Annotated in this window: 13 protein-coding genes, 1 tRNA gene and 1 pseudogene; 6 read left to right on the top strand and 9 right to left on the bottom strand. The window is 73.1% G+C overall.

All coding sequences use genetic code 11. The features are described from left to right. Positions 1-71 precede the first annotated feature (71 nt). The 3 genes from ACQ3I4_RS14380 to ACQ3I4_RS14370 all read right to left on the bottom strand — a co-directional run bounded on the left by ACQ3I4_RS14380 (position 72) and on the right by ACQ3I4_RS14370 (position 2,069). Positions 72-557 (bottom strand): DUF2871 domain-containing protein, encoded by a 486-nt coding sequence (locus tag ACQ3I4_RS14380; protein WP_430633811.1) that lies wholly within the window; start codon positions 555-557, stop codon positions 72-74. 265 nt (positions 558-822) lie between these two features. Next, on the bottom strand, positions 823-1,449 hold the full coding sequence (locus tag ACQ3I4_RS14375; protein WP_329862914.1) for an alpha/beta hydrolase: 627 nt from the start codon (positions 1,447-1,449) through the stop codon (positions 823-825). A gap of 74 nt (positions 1,450-1,523) precedes the next feature. After that, positions 1,524-2,069 carry a cell wall-binding repeat-containing protein gene (locus ACQ3I4_RS14370; protein WP_329862912.1) on the bottom strand — a complete coding sequence of 182 codons (546 nt, stop codon included), beginning with the start codon at positions 2,067-2,069 and terminating at the stop codon, positions 1,524-1,526. A 115-nt stretch (positions 2,070-2,184) separates the two neighbouring features. On the opposite strand from ACQ3I4_RS14370, the gene ACQ3I4_RS14365 reads away from it, so the two are divergent. Further along, positions 2,185-2,835, top strand: a complete 651-nt coding sequence (locus ACQ3I4_RS14365; protein ID WP_329862911.1) for a hypothetical protein — start codon at positions 2,185-2,187, stop codon at positions 2,833-2,835. Positions 2,836-2,855: 20 nt separating this feature from the next. Here the strand turns inward: ACQ3I4_RS14365 and ACQ3I4_RS14360 are convergent, their stop codons facing one another. Both ACQ3I4_RS14360 and ACQ3I4_RS14355 read right to left on the bottom strand, forming a co-directional pair. Continuing rightward, positions 2,856-4,142: an endonuclease/exonuclease/phosphatase family protein gene (locus tag ACQ3I4_RS14360; protein WP_329862909.1), complete on the bottom strand. Its 1,287-nt coding sequence runs from the start codon at positions 4,140-4,142 to the stop codon at positions 2,856-2,858. 261 nt (positions 4,143-4,403) lie between these two features. Next, the gene (locus ACQ3I4_RS14355) at positions 4,404-6,143 is read right to left on the bottom strand and encodes an FAD-binding protein (RefSeq protein WP_329862907.1); all 1,740 of its coding nucleotides are present in this window, start codon (positions 6,141-6,143) and stop codon (positions 4,404-4,406) included. Between the two features lie 78 nt (positions 6,144-6,221). On the opposite strand from ACQ3I4_RS14355, the gene ACQ3I4_RS14350 reads away from it, so the two are divergent. Then, a complete protein-coding gene (locus tag ACQ3I4_RS14350; RefSeq protein ID WP_329862905.1) occupies positions 6,222-7,154 on the top strand; it encodes a LysR family transcriptional regulator in 933 nt (310 codons plus the stop codon). Here the strand turns inward: ACQ3I4_RS14350 and ACQ3I4_RS14345 are convergent. Beyond that, positions 7,100-8,071, bottom strand: a complete 972-nt coding sequence (locus tag ACQ3I4_RS14345) for a class C sortase (RefSeq protein ID WP_329862931.1) — start codon at positions 8,069-8,071, stop codon at positions 7,100-7,102. The genes ACQ3I4_RS14350 and ACQ3I4_RS14345 overlap by 55 nt on opposite strands. 23 nt (positions 8,072-8,094) lie before the next feature. Next, positions 8,095-9,153, bottom strand: coding sequence for a SpaH/EbpB family LPXTG-anchored major pilin (locus ACQ3I4_RS14340; RefSeq protein WP_430633810.1), 1,059 nt, complete (start codon positions 9,151-9,153; stop codon positions 8,095-8,097). On the opposite strand from ACQ3I4_RS14340, the pseudogene ACQ3I4_RS14335 reads away from it, so the two are divergent. After that, a pseudogene (locus tag ACQ3I4_RS14335) lies at positions 9,106-9,255 on the top strand (CGNR zinc finger domain-containing protein); the annotation flags it as partial. The gene ACQ3I4_RS14340 and the pseudogene ACQ3I4_RS14335 sit on opposite strands and share 48 nt — an antisense overlap. A gap of 79 nt (positions 9,256-9,334) precedes the next feature. On the opposite strand, the gene ACQ3I4_RS14330 reads toward ACQ3I4_RS14335, so the two are convergent. Beyond that, positions 9,335-9,407: transfer RNA gene (locus tag ACQ3I4_RS14330), tRNA-Lys, on the bottom strand. Between the two features lie 89 nt (positions 9,408-9,496). Between ACQ3I4_RS14330 and ACQ3I4_RS14325 the strand changes: the two genes are divergently transcribed. From ACQ3I4_RS14325 to ACQ3I4_RS14315, 3 genes are all read left to right on the top strand, one after another. Then, entirely contained in the window at positions 9,497-10,153 is a 657-nt protein-coding gene (locus tag ACQ3I4_RS14325) for a hypothetical protein (protein WP_329862901.1), read from the top strand. A gap of 265 nt (positions 10,154-10,418) precedes the next feature. Continuing rightward, on the top strand, positions 10,419-11,036 hold the full coding sequence (locus ACQ3I4_RS14320; protein ID WP_329862899.1) for a hypothetical protein: 618 nt from the start codon (positions 10,419-10,421) through the stop codon (positions 11,034-11,036). 8 nt (positions 11,037-11,044) lie between these two features. After that, positions 11,045-12,064 carry an inorganic phosphate transporter gene (locus tag ACQ3I4_RS14315; RefSeq protein ID WP_329862897.1) on the top strand — a complete coding sequence of 340 codons (1,020 nt, stop codon included), beginning with the start codon at positions 11,045-11,047 and terminating at the stop codon, positions 12,062-12,064. A 211-nt stretch (positions 12,065-12,275) separates the two neighbouring features. Here the strand turns inward: ACQ3I4_RS14315 and pstB are convergent, their stop codons facing one another. Further along, entirely contained in the window at positions 12,276-13,055 is a 780-nt protein-coding gene (pstB, locus tag ACQ3I4_RS14310) for a phosphate ABC transporter ATP-binding protein PstB (protein WP_329862896.1), read from the bottom strand. Positions 13,056-13,083 lie beyond the last annotated feature (28 nt).

Raw genomic sequence — 13,083 nt, 5'->3', positions numbered from 1 at the left:
GGCGCGGCGTGGACCGGCGTGGCGTGATCCAGCGCGGCGTGGACCGGCCCGGCGTCGGCCGGCGCGGCACCTCAGGCGGCCGGCGTTCCCTGGGGTCGCGCCTCCTCGGCGGCGGCGCCCTCTGTGCCAGCCGAGCGCCGGGTGGCGGCGAGCGCACGGCGCAGCTGCAGGAAGAGCAGCACGAGCCCCGCGGTCAGCAGCATGTGGCCGAGGCCCGCGATCCCGGCGAACGCCTTGGAGGAGGCGTCGGCGCCGAGGACCACGAGGGAGCCCTTGAGCAGCATCATGCCGCCCGTGAGCGCGGTCCCGGTGGTCCACGTCCAGTAGAACCAGGCCCCCAGCCGCGGCGCGGCGGCGGAGAGCGCGAACGCCTTCTCGAGCGCCAGGACGATCAGCAGCACCAGGAAGCCGAGGACGAGGAAGTGCGTGTGCACGAGGCCCAGCTGGGAGCCGGCGCGGTCGGTGAAGTCGTTGAGCTTGGTCAGCTCGCGGTAGTACAGCCCGGAGGCGACTCCGGCGAACGCGAAGGCGAAGGAGGTCTTGAGGAGACGGAGCACGTCGGTCCTTTCCCTGGGGTCCCGGCCGTGGTCACGGGGAACGACGCCGATGCGCCGGGGAGGGCGTTCGTCCCACCATCGATTCTTCTGCGGCGGGGCCCGGGGCGGATCAACCGTCCGGTTGAGTCCCGGGGTGAGGAGCGCCACCCGGCCAACCGCCGTGCGGGCGGATGACGCGACGCGGCGCCGGGCAAGGGGCCCGGCACGGGGGCGGGTGGTCGTCCGGCACGGGGGCGGAGGCGCGCGGCTCAGGGGAGGTAGCGGCTCAGGGGAGGTAGTGGCGCAGGAACGCGGCGGCGTCGCGCCGCTCCTCGGCCGAGATGCCGTGGCCCATGCCCGGATAGCGGCGGGAGGTGAGCCGCGTGGAGTCCTCGAGCCAGGCGGCCGTGTGTTCGGCGGCGTCCTGGTTGATGACCGGGTCCTCGGGGTCCCGGCCCCAGAAGAACGGCACGCGCAGCGCGGGGTCGGCGGGGACGTCGTCGGTCAGGGCCAGGAGCTCGCTGTGCAGGACGAATCCGTTCAGCCCGACGCCCGCCGCGTAGCGCCCGGGGCGCAGCCGCATCATGGTCGTGGCCATGGCCATGCCCTGCGAGTAGCCGAGCACGGAGACCGACTCGTGCTGCGCGGAGTGCGCGTCCTGCCAGTCGTAGACCTGTTGGACGGCCGCGACGACGGCGGCGAAGTCGTGGGCGAGGAAGTAGTCCAGGAGGAACCACCCGTGGTCGCCGCCGACGGCGAACGGCCCCCTCAGCGCGGCGCCCGTGGTGTTCTCCGGAAGCACGTCGAAGAGCTCCACCATGCGCTGCTCGGTGGAGCCGTAGCCGTGGAGCATGATGAGCAGGTGCGTGCCCGGGCGCTCGGCCGGCGGGCGGGAGAAGACCGCGTGCAGCATGGCCCCATCCTAGGGAGAAGACCGGCGCGGGCGGGCGCCCATCTCCGGGAGCCCGCCCGTACCGCCGGGGGCTCCTACTGCCGCGCCGCCTCGACGGCCGCGGCGAACACGGCGTCCGAGACGGCGCCGGGCCCGCCGAGCACGGTGACCGCGGCCGGGTCGAGGCGCTTGAGCTCGGCCACCACCGGGGCGGGCAGGGCGCCCGTCGGCGGGACCAGCAGGAGCGGCCCGTCCAGCGTCGTGGACGCCGCCAGGGCGTCGATCCCGTTCGGGTTCGCGAGGTACACGTTGTCCACGCCGGGCTCGTAGTTCGCGCGGCTGATGAGCGCGGCCGTCTCCCAGCGCGTCGCCCCGCCGATCCGGTATCCGGTCACGGACTGGCCGGCCTTGGCCTCGGGGGCCGGGCCCGCGGGCGCGGATTCCGGTGCGGGAGCGGGCGCGGGCTTGGCGTCGCCGGTCGTGGACGGGCAAGGTGCTCCCAGCCAGCCGCCACCGCTGAGCACCCAGCACAGGCCGGGGACCGTGGGGGCAGGGCCGGCGATCGCCGGCCCTGCGAGGGCGGCGGTTCCGGCGAGTGCGAGCGCCGCACCGGCGGCGGCGAAACGGTGGGACTTCTTCATGGTGATCTCCTGGGGCAGGCGAGTGGGGCAGCGGGCCGCGGGCCGCGGGCCGCGGGCCGCGGGCCGCGGATGATCGTATCCCGGCATCGGCCATCGGGGCATCTACGCTGGGTCCATGGCGAGAACCGATGCGAACGGCTACGACCCGATCTACCAGCGGCCTTCCACCGGCGACGGCTCCCCGGCGCACCGGCCGGGCTGGTCCGCTCTCCCCTCGCGCTCCGGTGCGTCCGCGCCGTCGGGCCCGTCCTCCGCCGACCCCGCGTCGGCCCCCGCCGGGACCGCAGGAGCCCCCGCCGCGGCCCCCGGCCCGGCGGCCGCCGGACCGGACGGGCGGCAGCGGCTGGATAGGCGGAACGGACTGGACGGGCCGGGCGCGGCCGGGCGCTCTGCGTCGGCCGCGGCGGACGGCGTCGCGGAGCAGGACGACGCCGGGGCCCTCGCCTCCGTGCGACGACGCCGCGCCAATCCGTTCCTCGTGGCCCTGTGGGTCCTGGCCGGATTGCTCGCGCTCGCGGCGCTGCTCGCCTACCGCGACATTGGCGACCTCTACCGGATCCTCTACGGGGCGGGCGGCCAGGGCAGCCTGGTCCAGTCCCTCGAAGGCGAGGGCCCGACTCCGGAACGCATGGCGCGGGCGCAGTACTTCCCGCAGCTCATGACGGGGCTCGTGATGGGCGCCGTCGTCGCGGCGAGTTCCGCCCTGGCCGTCCACGCGCTCTCGTGGTCGCGCCGGAACGACGGGACTCAGGTCCCGATCGCCTGAGGCGGGGCGGCGGCCGCTGCTCAGAGGGCGATGTCGACCCAGACGAGCCGGTGGTCGCTGCTGCGGGGCGGGTGGCCGCCCACGAGCCGGGCGCCGTCCTGCTCCGCGGCAGGCCAGAAGACGCCGGATCCCGTGAAGCCGAGCGTGGCCGAGGGCAGGACGTAGTCGACCCGCAGCGGCCCGGCGGATCCGAAGTCGGCCGTCCGCAGCTCGGCCGCGGCGGCGGGATCGACCGCCTCGACCCCGGTGGAGGGGTGGATGAAGGACTGCAGGCCCGAGCGGCTGCCCGTGACGGCGCCGGGCGAGGACGGCCGCGGGTCGACGAGCGCGGGATGGCCGAGCAGCTGGCTGACGGCCCCGTCGTACGAGTCACCGCGGGACGGGTCCGCGTTCAGGTCGCCAAGCACCACGAAGTCGGCGTCCGGTTCGAGTCCGCCGCGCGTCCCGGCGTCGTCGTAGACGTAGCCCGCGGCGTCGCCACCGGAGACGTAGTCGGACCAGAAGCGGATCTCGTCGTGGTTGCGGCGGGCGTTGCGGCGTTCCTCCCCGTCGAACACGGGGGGCGTGGGATGCGAGGCCAGGAGGTGGACGGTGCGCCCTCCCACCCTGACCGGGACGTCCCAGTGCGACTTGCTGCTGAGGCGGAAGACCTTGGACACGAGCGGCCCGTAGTAGTCCGTCGGCAGGAGGTTCTCCGGCATGTCCTTCCAGAGGAAGCGCTGGAAGGTGCGGACCTGGTCCTCGACGATGGGGTGTTTGGAGTAGAGGACCATGCCGTACTGGCCCTCGAAGTCGCCGTAGCCGAAGTTGTCGGCGGGGCCGCCGACGGCGCCGTCCTTGTCGAGGTCGGCTCCGATGCCGACTCCGGTGTTGGACGGCGCGGTGTAGACGTAGGGGTAGTCGATGCCCTGCTGACCGTTCTGGCCCGTGGCCAGGTAGTTGGCGCGGAAGAGCCCGGCGGCCTCGTGACCGTCGTCGTAGTCGAACTCGTTGAGCAGGACGACGTCCGGTGCCGTGCGTTGGATGATCTCGGCGACGGCCTGGGCCTGCGCGTTGTTCGGGCTGAGCAGGTCGCCGATGAGGTCGCCCGGAGCGGCGCGGTGCAGCGAGGCGTTGAAGGTGGCTACGCGGAGGCCGTCGCCCGCCTGCGCGGCGTGCTCGTGGGTCGAGGTCCGGTGGAAGGCCCGCGGGTCCATGGCGTCCAAGGTCTCGTCCATCCCCCTCTGCGCGGATGCGGGCACGACCGCGGCGGCCGTCAGCACGACGGCCGCGAGCACGGCGGAAGCCGCCCGGATCAATGAACGCATGGATATCAGACTAGGGGGTCGGGCTGTGGGGCGACAGGGGTGTGAGGGGGTGATCGGCACCCGCGGGAGGCGTCCCGCGCAGCCCGCGTCCGGCGTCGTACCCGCGTCGGCACTAGACAGGACGCGGATCGGCGGGCCCTCCGGCCCGCGCGCGCACCGGCCCGGCATCGTTGCCCGATTGATACCCGGCGGCAACAAGCCGGCGGCCCGCCCCGGGCCGCTCGGGGCCCGGGGTGGGGTACCGGTGCACCGCAGCGGCGGCTACTCGACGAGCTTGCCGGCCGTCGAGACCTCGCGGATCAGCGCCGCGATCTCCTCGGGAACCGGCGGGATCTCCTCCCGCTCGATCCCCCGCGCGGGGGACCAGACGAGGTTCACCTGCAGCGACGGATCCAGCTCCGGGTGGTCGCTGCGGTTGTGGCAGCCGCGCGTCTCGCGCCGCTCGAGCGCGGCCTCGAGGGTGGCCCGCGCGGCGAGCGCGGAGGACTTCAGGTCGAACGCGTGGGCCAGGTCCTGGAAGCCGGCGATGTCGGGGTGGATTCCGACGTCGGCCAGGCGCGCCTCGATCGCGTCGAGCTCGGCGAGCCCGGCCCGGAGCCCCGCCTCGTCGCGGACGACGCCGGCGTGCTCGGTCATGGTGTCGCGGATCGCCCGCTGCAGGGCGCGCACGTTCTCGGTGCCGTCGGCGGCGAGCAGCTCGTCGATCTCCGCCCGGGCCTCGAGGACGGCCGCCGCGGAGCGCCGTTGCGCGGTCAGCCCCGTGGAGTGTTCGACGGCGGCGCGCCCCACGATCCGGCCGAAGACCAGCAGCTCGATGAGCGAGTTGCCGCCGAGCCGGTTGGCTCCGTGCAGGCCCGATGACGCCTCGCCGATCGCGTACAGCCCCCCGACGTCCGTCCGGTGGTCCTCCGGCCGGACCCAGACGCCGCCCATGGAGTAGTGGGCCGTGGGGGCGATCTCGATCGGTTCCGCGGTGATGTCCCGCATCTGCAGCTCCAGGAGCGTCTGGTAGACGCGCGGCAGCCGCTGCATGATGGTCTCGCGGGGCAGGTGGGAGACGTCGAGCCAGACGCCGCCGCGCTCGGTGCCGCGCCCCTCCTTGATTTCCGTGTACGCGGCGAGGGCGACCCGGTCCCGCGTCGAGAGCTCCTTGCGCTCCGGATCGTAGCGTTCCATGAACCGCTCGCCGAGGCCGTTCCGGAGGATCCCGCCCTCGCCGCGCGCGGCCTCGGAGACGAGCGTGCCGGCCGCGTTCTCCGGATCGATCAGGCCCGAGGGGTGGAACTGGACGAGCTCCGGGTCGCGCAGCCGGGCGCCGGCCTCGACGGCGAGGCGGAAGGAGTCGCCCGTGTTCTCGTCGCGGCGGGAGGACGTGCGGCGCCAGATGCGGTTGTGGCCGCCCGCGGCCAGGATGACGGCGTCGGCGTGGATCAGGTAGCGCGTCCCGTCCCGCAGGTCGAATCCGTAGGCGCCGAAGACCGTGTTGTCCTTCACGAGCAGGCGGGTGATGTAGACGGTGTCCAGGAGGGGGATCTCGAGCTGCTCGCTCCGGGCGACGAGCGTGCGCTGGATCTCGAGGCCCGTGTAGTCGCCGGCGAAGGCCGTGCGGCGGTAGGTGTGGGCGCCGAAGAAGCGCTGGGAGATGCGGCCGTCGTCCTCCCGGGCGAAGCCCATGCCGTAGCGCTCGAGGTCGCGGATGCCCTGCTCCGCGCCCCGCGCCACGATCTCCACCGTGTGCGGGCTGGAGAGGAAGTAGCCCTCCTTGATCGTGTCGGCCGCGTGCTGCTGCCAGCTGTCCTCGGCATCCATGGTGCCGAGGGCCGCATTGATGCCGCCCGCCGCGAGGGCGGTGTGGGCGTCGTGGCGTGGACGCTTCCCCACCGCTACGACGTCGACGCCCTGCTCGGCGACCTCGATGGCCGCGCGCAGGCCGGAGCCGCCCGTGCCGATGACCAGGACCGTGGTGGAGATCCTGCGTTCCCTGTTGTTCCGTGCGTTCATGTGGTCCACGCTAGGAAGACCTCGACGATAACTCCAATGAATTATCCGAGTGGTTTCAATGCGTTTAGGCTATGAATCATGAATCTCGAGCAGTTGCGCGGCTTCGTGGAGGTCTCCCGGGAGGGGCACTTCACGCGGGCCGCGGCCCGGTTGCACCTCGCCCAGCCGTCGCTCAGCCGGCAGATCTCGACGCTGGAGCACGAGCTCGGCTCCGTCCTGTTCCACCGCTCCCGCGGCAACATCTCGCTGACGCCGGCCGGCGAGCTCCTGCTGCCGCTCGCCCGGCGCATGCTCGCGGACGCCGACTCCGTGCGCCGTGGCATGGAGGAGCTCGCGGGCCTGCGCCGCGGACGGGTCCGGATCGGGGCGACGCCGACGCTGTGCGGCACGCTCGTGGCCGAAGCGCTCGTCGGCTTCCACGCCGCCCATCCGGGCATCCAGCTGCACGTCACGGAGCGTGGATCCCGCGGCCTGATCGAGGAGCTCTCCGCCGGCCAGCTGGACCTGGCCCTCGTGACCGGGCCCGCCGGGCGCCCGGGGGCGGACGCGAGCCTGGACCGCGCCCCGCTGCTGCGCGAGGACCTCGTCGTGGTCTCCTCGGCCGCCCGGCCGCCGCTCGCCGCCGGGGCGGCGGAGATCGGGCTGGCCGAGGTCGCCTCGCTCCCCCAGGTCGTCTTCCACGAGGGCTACGAACTGCGTGCGACGACGGACACCGCCTTCCGGGACGCGGGCCTCGCCCCGACGGCGGTCGTCGAGGGCGCGGAGATGGACGCCGTGCTGCGCTTCGTCGAGCGCGGCCTCGGCGTCGCGATCGTGCCCGCCATGGTCCTGATCGACCGGCCCGGGCTCCGTTCCGCCCGCCTCGCCGGCCCGCGCCTGGGCCGCACCATCAGCATGGCCCAGCGCTCCGACGTCGTACCCACCCTCGCCGCCCAGGCGCTGAGAAAGGCGGTCGTTCAGGCGGCGGCCGCCCTCGTGGCCGACGCCCCGGGCCTGGCCCTCGCGACGTAGGCGGCATCGGCGAGGACGACGACGCCCAGGACCACGGCCCACCACGGGAAACCCGCCGGCTCCACCGGGGCCCCGGCCTCCGCGGGGAGCGGCAGGACGCGCTCGGCCTGGACCAGGATCCGGTGGGAATTCACGCCCAGGGGCGTGCAGGTGACCAGGGTCAGCAGATCCCGTCCCGGCTGCGCGCGCAGCGGATCGGTTTGGGTCGGGAGCACAACGGTCGAGCTCGCGACCCGGTAGAGCAGCGTGCGGCCATAGACGTCGAGCTCGATCGCGTCGCCCGCCTCGAGGCGGTCCAGGTGGGTGAAGATCGTCGCCTGGGGCAGCCCGCGATGGCCCGTCAGGACGGCGTGCGTCCCCGCCCCGCCGACCGGAAGCGCCGTTCCCTGCAGATGCCCGACGCCGTCCATGAGGACGTCGGCCCCCGTCCCGTGGTAGACGGGCAGGCTCAGGTCGAGCGAAGGGATGCGCAGGCGCGCCATGACCCCGTCGCCGGCCGGGTCGAGCAGGCCCCAGTAGGGATCGCCGTCCCGGACCGTCTCCTCCTGGATGGCGGCGATGGGGTCCACGACGCGGCTGCCGTCGGCGAGGGAGGCGTTGTAGGACTGCGCCGCGCCGAGGCCCGCCTCGCGGTCGGCCGGGAACATGCCGTCCACGGCCGCGACGTAGCGATCCGCCTCGTGCCCCTGCCCGAGCGCGGAGAACCAGCTCGCCGCCGGCGGGTAGAGCATGATGCACGTCCCGACGAGCACGAGGACCGCCGTGGCGATGACGTGGGCCGGGGCACGACGGCGGGACGCCCGGTGGGCGCGTCGGCGGCCGCGGGCACGCGGGGCCGGGGCCCCATCCGGGCGGGAGGCGGGAAGCGGGCCGCCCGCCGGTGCGGGGGTGCGAGGGGGCGTGGACCGTGCGGTCATGGTGCCCACGCCCCCTCCCCGTCCTAGGCCGTGCGGGCGCGGTTGCGGCGCGCGGCGGACAGGGCGATGCCGCCCACGATCAGCGCCACGCCGGCGCCCACGAACAGGCCGGCCTTGAGGCCGTTGACGGTGAAGGTTCCGTCGGCGCCCGTGGTGAAGATCGTGTCGTTGTCGCTCACGTCCTTCAGCGGGCCGGCGATGATCTTGTCCCCCTGGGCGTCGAGGGCGTAGAGCTCGAACTCGGCGCCGGCGAGGGTCTTGGACGGCTCGTCCTTGGCGTGCTTGAGGACCGTCAGGGCCCCCCACGAGGTGGTGACCGTGTTGGAGCCGAAGGACTTTTTGGGGTCGTTGACGTAGATCGCGGCCTGGTTGGTGATCTTGCCGTCACCGAGCGAGGCGACGGTCGTCTGCAGGGTCACGGTGATGGCGTTGCCCTGGACGGTGCGGAGCTTCGCCCGGCCGGAGTCACTGAACACCACGGAGAACTCCTGGCCGTCGGCGCCGGCGGTGTAGTCGCCGTCGGCCAGGGTCAGCCCTTCGACGGCGACGGTCGCAGAGGCGTAGCGCAGCCGCTTGTCGAGCGCATCGGTGATGCCGAAGTCGGTCAGGGTCTGCGCGGCCGGCAGCGAGGGGACCTGGGCGGTGAGCGTGAAGGTGACGGTGTCGCCGATGACGTGGGCGCCCGAGTCGTCCACGGCCTTGGTCAGGCCCGTCGCGGTGTTCTTGGGGTACACGTGGACGTCGTAGTTCCAGGCGTTCGCATCCGCCATCGGGATCGTGACGAGGAACGGCTCGCCGTGGAAGGCGATGTTGTTGGCCCCCGTGTCCGTCTCCGTGACGAGGTACAGGCCGATCGGGAGACGGGCGAAGGCGGCGGTGCCGGAGTCATTGGTCACCAGCGAGACGGTGTCGAACCCGGCATCGAGCTGTTTCGCGGCCTGGTCCGGGGTGAGCTGCCCCAGGCCCTGCCACGCTGCCGGGTCCGGGGAGTCATCGACGAGTGGCTGGCGGTCGTGGACGCCGCCGACCCGGGCGATCCCTGCACGGCCGTCGTCGTCGACGTCACCCGCAACGGCCGCCAACGGTACTGCTCCGTGCGCTGCGCCAACCGCGCGGCCGTCCGCCGGCACCGCGCCCGTGCGGCGGATTCCCGCGGAGCCGGAAGCGCTCCGGGTGAAAACTGAGGTCAAACCGGGGTCGGTCCACCCGGTGCCAGGGCAGCGGAAAAGGCCCGGAATCCGTGCGTTTCCGGGCCTTGACGGGTGGGCCCTGCGGGGATCGAACCCGCGACCCACGGATTAAAAGTCCGGTGCTCTACCAGCTGAGCTAAAGGCCCCTTGGACCGGGAATCCGGCCCGGATCCATGCTACCGCACGGCACCCGGAGCCCCTGTGCGGGCAGCCGACGGGGAGTATCCTCGGGGGCATGAAGGCAGACCCAGCAGGACCGGGCGACGCTGCGCCGCGCCACCACAAGCCCAAGCCGTTCGCGCCGGCGGACTTCGAGCCGTTCATCGGCGGGGCCGATCCGGCCCGCGTTTCCGAGGCCGCGCACCTGGCCGCCCAGGCCCTCGTGAGCCGCGGCCGCGCCACCGACGACCCCGAGATCACCCGCCGCCTCGTGAAGCTCGCCGACAAGGAGGGTCTCGAGGCCATCGCGGAGCTCTGGGCGGAGAGCCCTGCCCGCTCCCTGCCGGGCGTGCTGTGGCGGCTCTACGCGCTGCGCGCCGCGACGATCCAGCAGCCGGAGCGCATGGCCTCGTTCTTCTCGGCGGGCCGCCACGCCGCCGAGGTCGCGCACGTCGTCTCCGGCGTCGCCGAGCCCCCGGGCGCCGACGAGTTGCGCAGCATGGCGGACTCCATCCTCTCGGGCGCGTTCGACGGCGACTTCGACGTCGCCCTCGAACGCACCGCCGCCTTCTGCCGCGTCGTCGCGCTGGGGCAGACGCACCACGCCGACGCCGCCGAGGCCGCCGACTCCCGGCACGCCAGCCGGCTGACCCGGAACTCCCACCAGCTCGTCAAGACCGCCGAGGACCTCGAGGCCGCCGCGGAGTCGTGGCGCCGCGGCGAGCTCTCCTGAGCCGGCCCGGGGCGGCCGTGTTGACAGGCCCCGGCCGCGGGGAGAACACTGTAGGCGGTGCCGGGCCGCGGTAACCCCGGGCTCCAACTTGCAGCCGCTTCGAGCGGCCTTCCGCCGAGAGGCGTTCCCGGTTCGGCACCATCAAGACCTCCCCCGGAGCGGCTCCGTGTCGCCGCCGGCGCAGCGCGCGGCGGAGCTGTTCACCCCCGATGCGTAGACTGGGGCCTGCTTCATCCTCCCCTTGCGATCCCCCGGCGGTCCCCACGTGAAATTCAGCCTGTTCCCCCAGGAAACCCGGGGCCTGGACCTCCTGGCCAACCTCTGCTCCGAAGTGCAGCGCGCGGTCGACGTCCTGGCCCAGCTCCTCGGCGCGCTCGGCACCGACTCGGCCGAGCTCCTCGACGAGCTCACGTCCTGCGAGACCCGTGCCACCGACCTGCACTACAGCATTCTCACGCACCTCCGCACGAGCTACGTCAACCCCCTGCCCCGTGAGGACCTCTACGCCTTTTCCCGCCGCCTGCACGACGCCGTCGGGGCGCTCAGCGGCGCCGGCGACCTGGTCCAGCAGTCCCGGCTGACGTGGATCTCCCAGCGCGCCTCGCAGCAGCTCGAGCTCATCGGCCGCCAGGCCCAGCTCGCCTTGACCGCCATCGCGGACCTGAACCGCCTCGACGACGTCGAGGAGACCTGGCTGCAGATGGTCCGCCTGACGCACCGCATCAACGGCACGCACCGCGCCTGGCTCGGCGAGCTCGGCGACATCCAGAAGACCGCCACGATCATCCGCCACCGCGCCGTGGCCGACCAGCTGCTCACGGGCGCCGGGTTCATGCGCTCCTTCGCGGACCACCTCGGCCAGGTCCTGGTCAAGGAGTCCTGACGGGCGGCATGGACTCCATCCTGCTGGCACTGGTCCTCGCGGCCACGTGTGCCTTCGCCTTCCTCAACGGCTTCCGCGACATCTCGAACTCCGTCGCGGCCGCCGTCCGCACCCGCGCGCTCACCCCGACCATCGCCGTCGTCTGCGCCGCCGCCTTCGCCTTCCTGGGCACCCTCCTCAGCTCCACGTTCGGCACCTACCTGGTTTCCGCCGTCGAACTCAACGTCCCGGAACGCTCGCTGGGACTGGGCATCCTCCTGGCCGCGCTCGTCTCGGCGGGCGGCTGGGGGCTGTTCTGCTGGTGGCGCGGCATCCCGACGTCGTCGACCCACGCCGTCATCTCCGGCCTGGCCGGCGCGAGCGCCGCGTCCGCGCTGCTCGGCGGCGACGGAACGCACGGGGCGCGCTCGATGCTCCTGTTCGCCGTGCTCCTGCCGCTGCTCGTGACGCCCCTCGTCGCGTTCGCGGCGTCCTACCTGCTCGTGCTCCCCGCGACGTGGCTCATGCGCCATTGGTCCTCCGCCGACGTCACGCGGGTGGGCCGCGGCGCGCAGTCGGTCAGCGCGTTCGCCGTCTCGCTGGGCCACGGCCTGCAGGACGGGCAGCGCACCGGGGCCATGATCACCCTCGCCCTCGTGACGGCGCACGTCCTCGAGCCGGGAACGCCGGTGCCGTTCGCGGCCCAGCTCACGGCCGCCTCCTTCCTCGCGCTCGGCGCACTGGCCGGCGGCTGGCGGATCACCTACACGCTGGGCCACCGGCTCGTGAACTTCGATCCGCTGCGGGGGGCCTCCGCGCAGACCGTCTCGGCGGCGATGCTGTTCGTCGGCGCCCTGGTGCTGCACCTGCCGCTGTCCACGACGCAGGCCGTGACGAGCGCGATCGTGGGCGCCGGGGCGAACCAGCGCTTCGAGACGGTGCGCTGGGGCAAGGTGCTCGGCGTGGCCGGCTACTGGCTCGCCGCCCCCGTCGCGTGCGGGACGGCCGCCGCGGTCCTCTTCCTGGCCCTGCACCCGCTGCTCACCTGACGCGTGCCGGGGCGCCGGAACCGAGGACGACGCCGGGGCCCCACCCCCCGGCGCCCGTCCCGGCGTGGGCGTGGGCACGGGAACGGAAACGGAAACGGCGGGAGCCGGCCACAGCCGGCACCCGCCGTCGATCCCCCTCAAGATCCCCTGAAGATCCCCCTTCAGGGCCTCCCCCGGCCGCCGTTCGTCGGCCGGGGGACGCGTGGACGGCCTATCCGAAGCGGCCGGAGACGTAGTCCTCGGTCGCCTTGACCGAGGGGTTGTTGAAGATCGTGGTCGTGTCGTCGTACTCGATGAGCTTGCCGGGCTTGCCGGTGCCGGCGATGTTGAAGAACGCCGTCTTGTCGGAGACGCGGGCGGCCTGCTGCATGTTGTGGGTCACGATCACCACGGTGTACTCGCTCTTGAGCTCGTTGATGAGGTCCTCGATCGCGAGCGTGGAGATCGGGTCCAGGGCGGAGCAGGGCTCGTCCATGAGGATCACGTCGGGCTTGACCGCGATCGTGCGGGCGATGCACAGGCGCTGCTGCTGGCCGCCCGAGAGGCCGGAGCCGGGCTTGTCGAGGCGGTCCTTGACCTCGTTCCACAGGTTGGCGCCCTGCAGCGAGCGCTCCACGAGCTCGTCGGCGTCGGCCTTGCTGATGCGCCGGGCATTGAGCTTGACCCCGGCCAGCACGTTGTCGCGGATGGACATCGTCGGGAACGGGTTGGGGCGCTGGAAGACCATGCCGATCTGGCTGCGCACGGTCACCGGGTCCACGCCGGAACCGTAGAGGTTGTCGCCGTCGAGCAGGACGTCCCCTTCGACCGTGGCGCCCGGGATGACCTCGTGCATGCGGTTCAGGGTGCGGAGGAAGGTCGACTTGCCGCAGCCGGACGGGCCGATGAAGGCCGTCACGGAGCGTGCGTCGATGTTGATGTTGACGCCCTCCACGGCGAGGAACTTGCCGTAGTAGACGTTGAGGTCTTTGACGTCGATGCGCTTGGACATGTGAAGTGTTCCTTCGGGTGTGCGGGGG

It is taken from the genome of Zafaria sp. Z1313, assembly GCF_050563205.1.
Lineage (GTDB): Bacteria > Actinomycetota > Actinomycetes > Actinomycetales > Micrococcaceae > JAZDCJ01.
Note: the sequence above shows the minus strand (reverse complement) of the source record. Positions and strands in the feature narration are given on the sequence as shown.

Excerpts from the sequence above, each read along its gene's own strand:
- ACQ3I4_RS14365 (WP_329862911.1), top strand. The coding sequence starts at position 2,185 with ATGGCGAGAACCGATGCGAACGGCTACGACCCGATCTACCAGCGGCCT.
- ACQ3I4_RS14325 (WP_329862901.1), top strand. The coding sequence starts at position 9,497 with ATGAAGGCAGACCCAGCAGGACCGGGCGACGCTGCGCCGCGCCACCAC.
- ACQ3I4_RS14370 (WP_329862912.1), bottom strand. The coding sequence starts at position 2,069 with ATGAAGAAGTCCCACCGTTTCGCCGCCGCCGGTGCGGCGCTCGCACTC.
- ACQ3I4_RS14350 (WP_329862905.1), top strand. The coding sequence starts at position 6,222 with ATGAATCTCGAGCAGTTGCGCGGCTTCGTGGAGGTCTCCCGGGAGGGG.
- pstB (WP_329862896.1), bottom strand. The coding sequence starts at position 13,055 with ATGTCCAAGCGCATCGACGTCAAAGACCTCAACGTCTACTACGGCAAG.
- ACQ3I4_RS14355 (WP_329862907.1), bottom strand. The coding sequence starts at position 6,143 with ATGAACGCACGGAACAACAGGGAACGCAGGATCTCCACCACGGTCCTG.
- ACQ3I4_RS14345 (WP_329862931.1), bottom strand. The coding sequence starts at position 8,071 with ATGACCGCACGGTCCACGCCCCCTCGCACCCCCGCACCGGCGGGCGGC.
- ACQ3I4_RS14375 (WP_329862914.1), bottom strand. The coding sequence starts at position 1,449 with ATGCTGCACGCGGTCTTCTCCCGCCCGCCGGCCGAGCGCCCGGGCACG.
- ACQ3I4_RS14315 (WP_329862897.1), top strand. The coding sequence starts at position 11,045 with ATGGACTCCATCCTGCTGGCACTGGTCCTCGCGGCCACGTGTGCCTTC.
- ACQ3I4_RS14360 (WP_329862909.1), bottom strand. The coding sequence starts at position 4,142 with ATGCGTTCATTGATCCGGGCGGCTTCCGCCGTGCTCGCGGCCGTCGTG.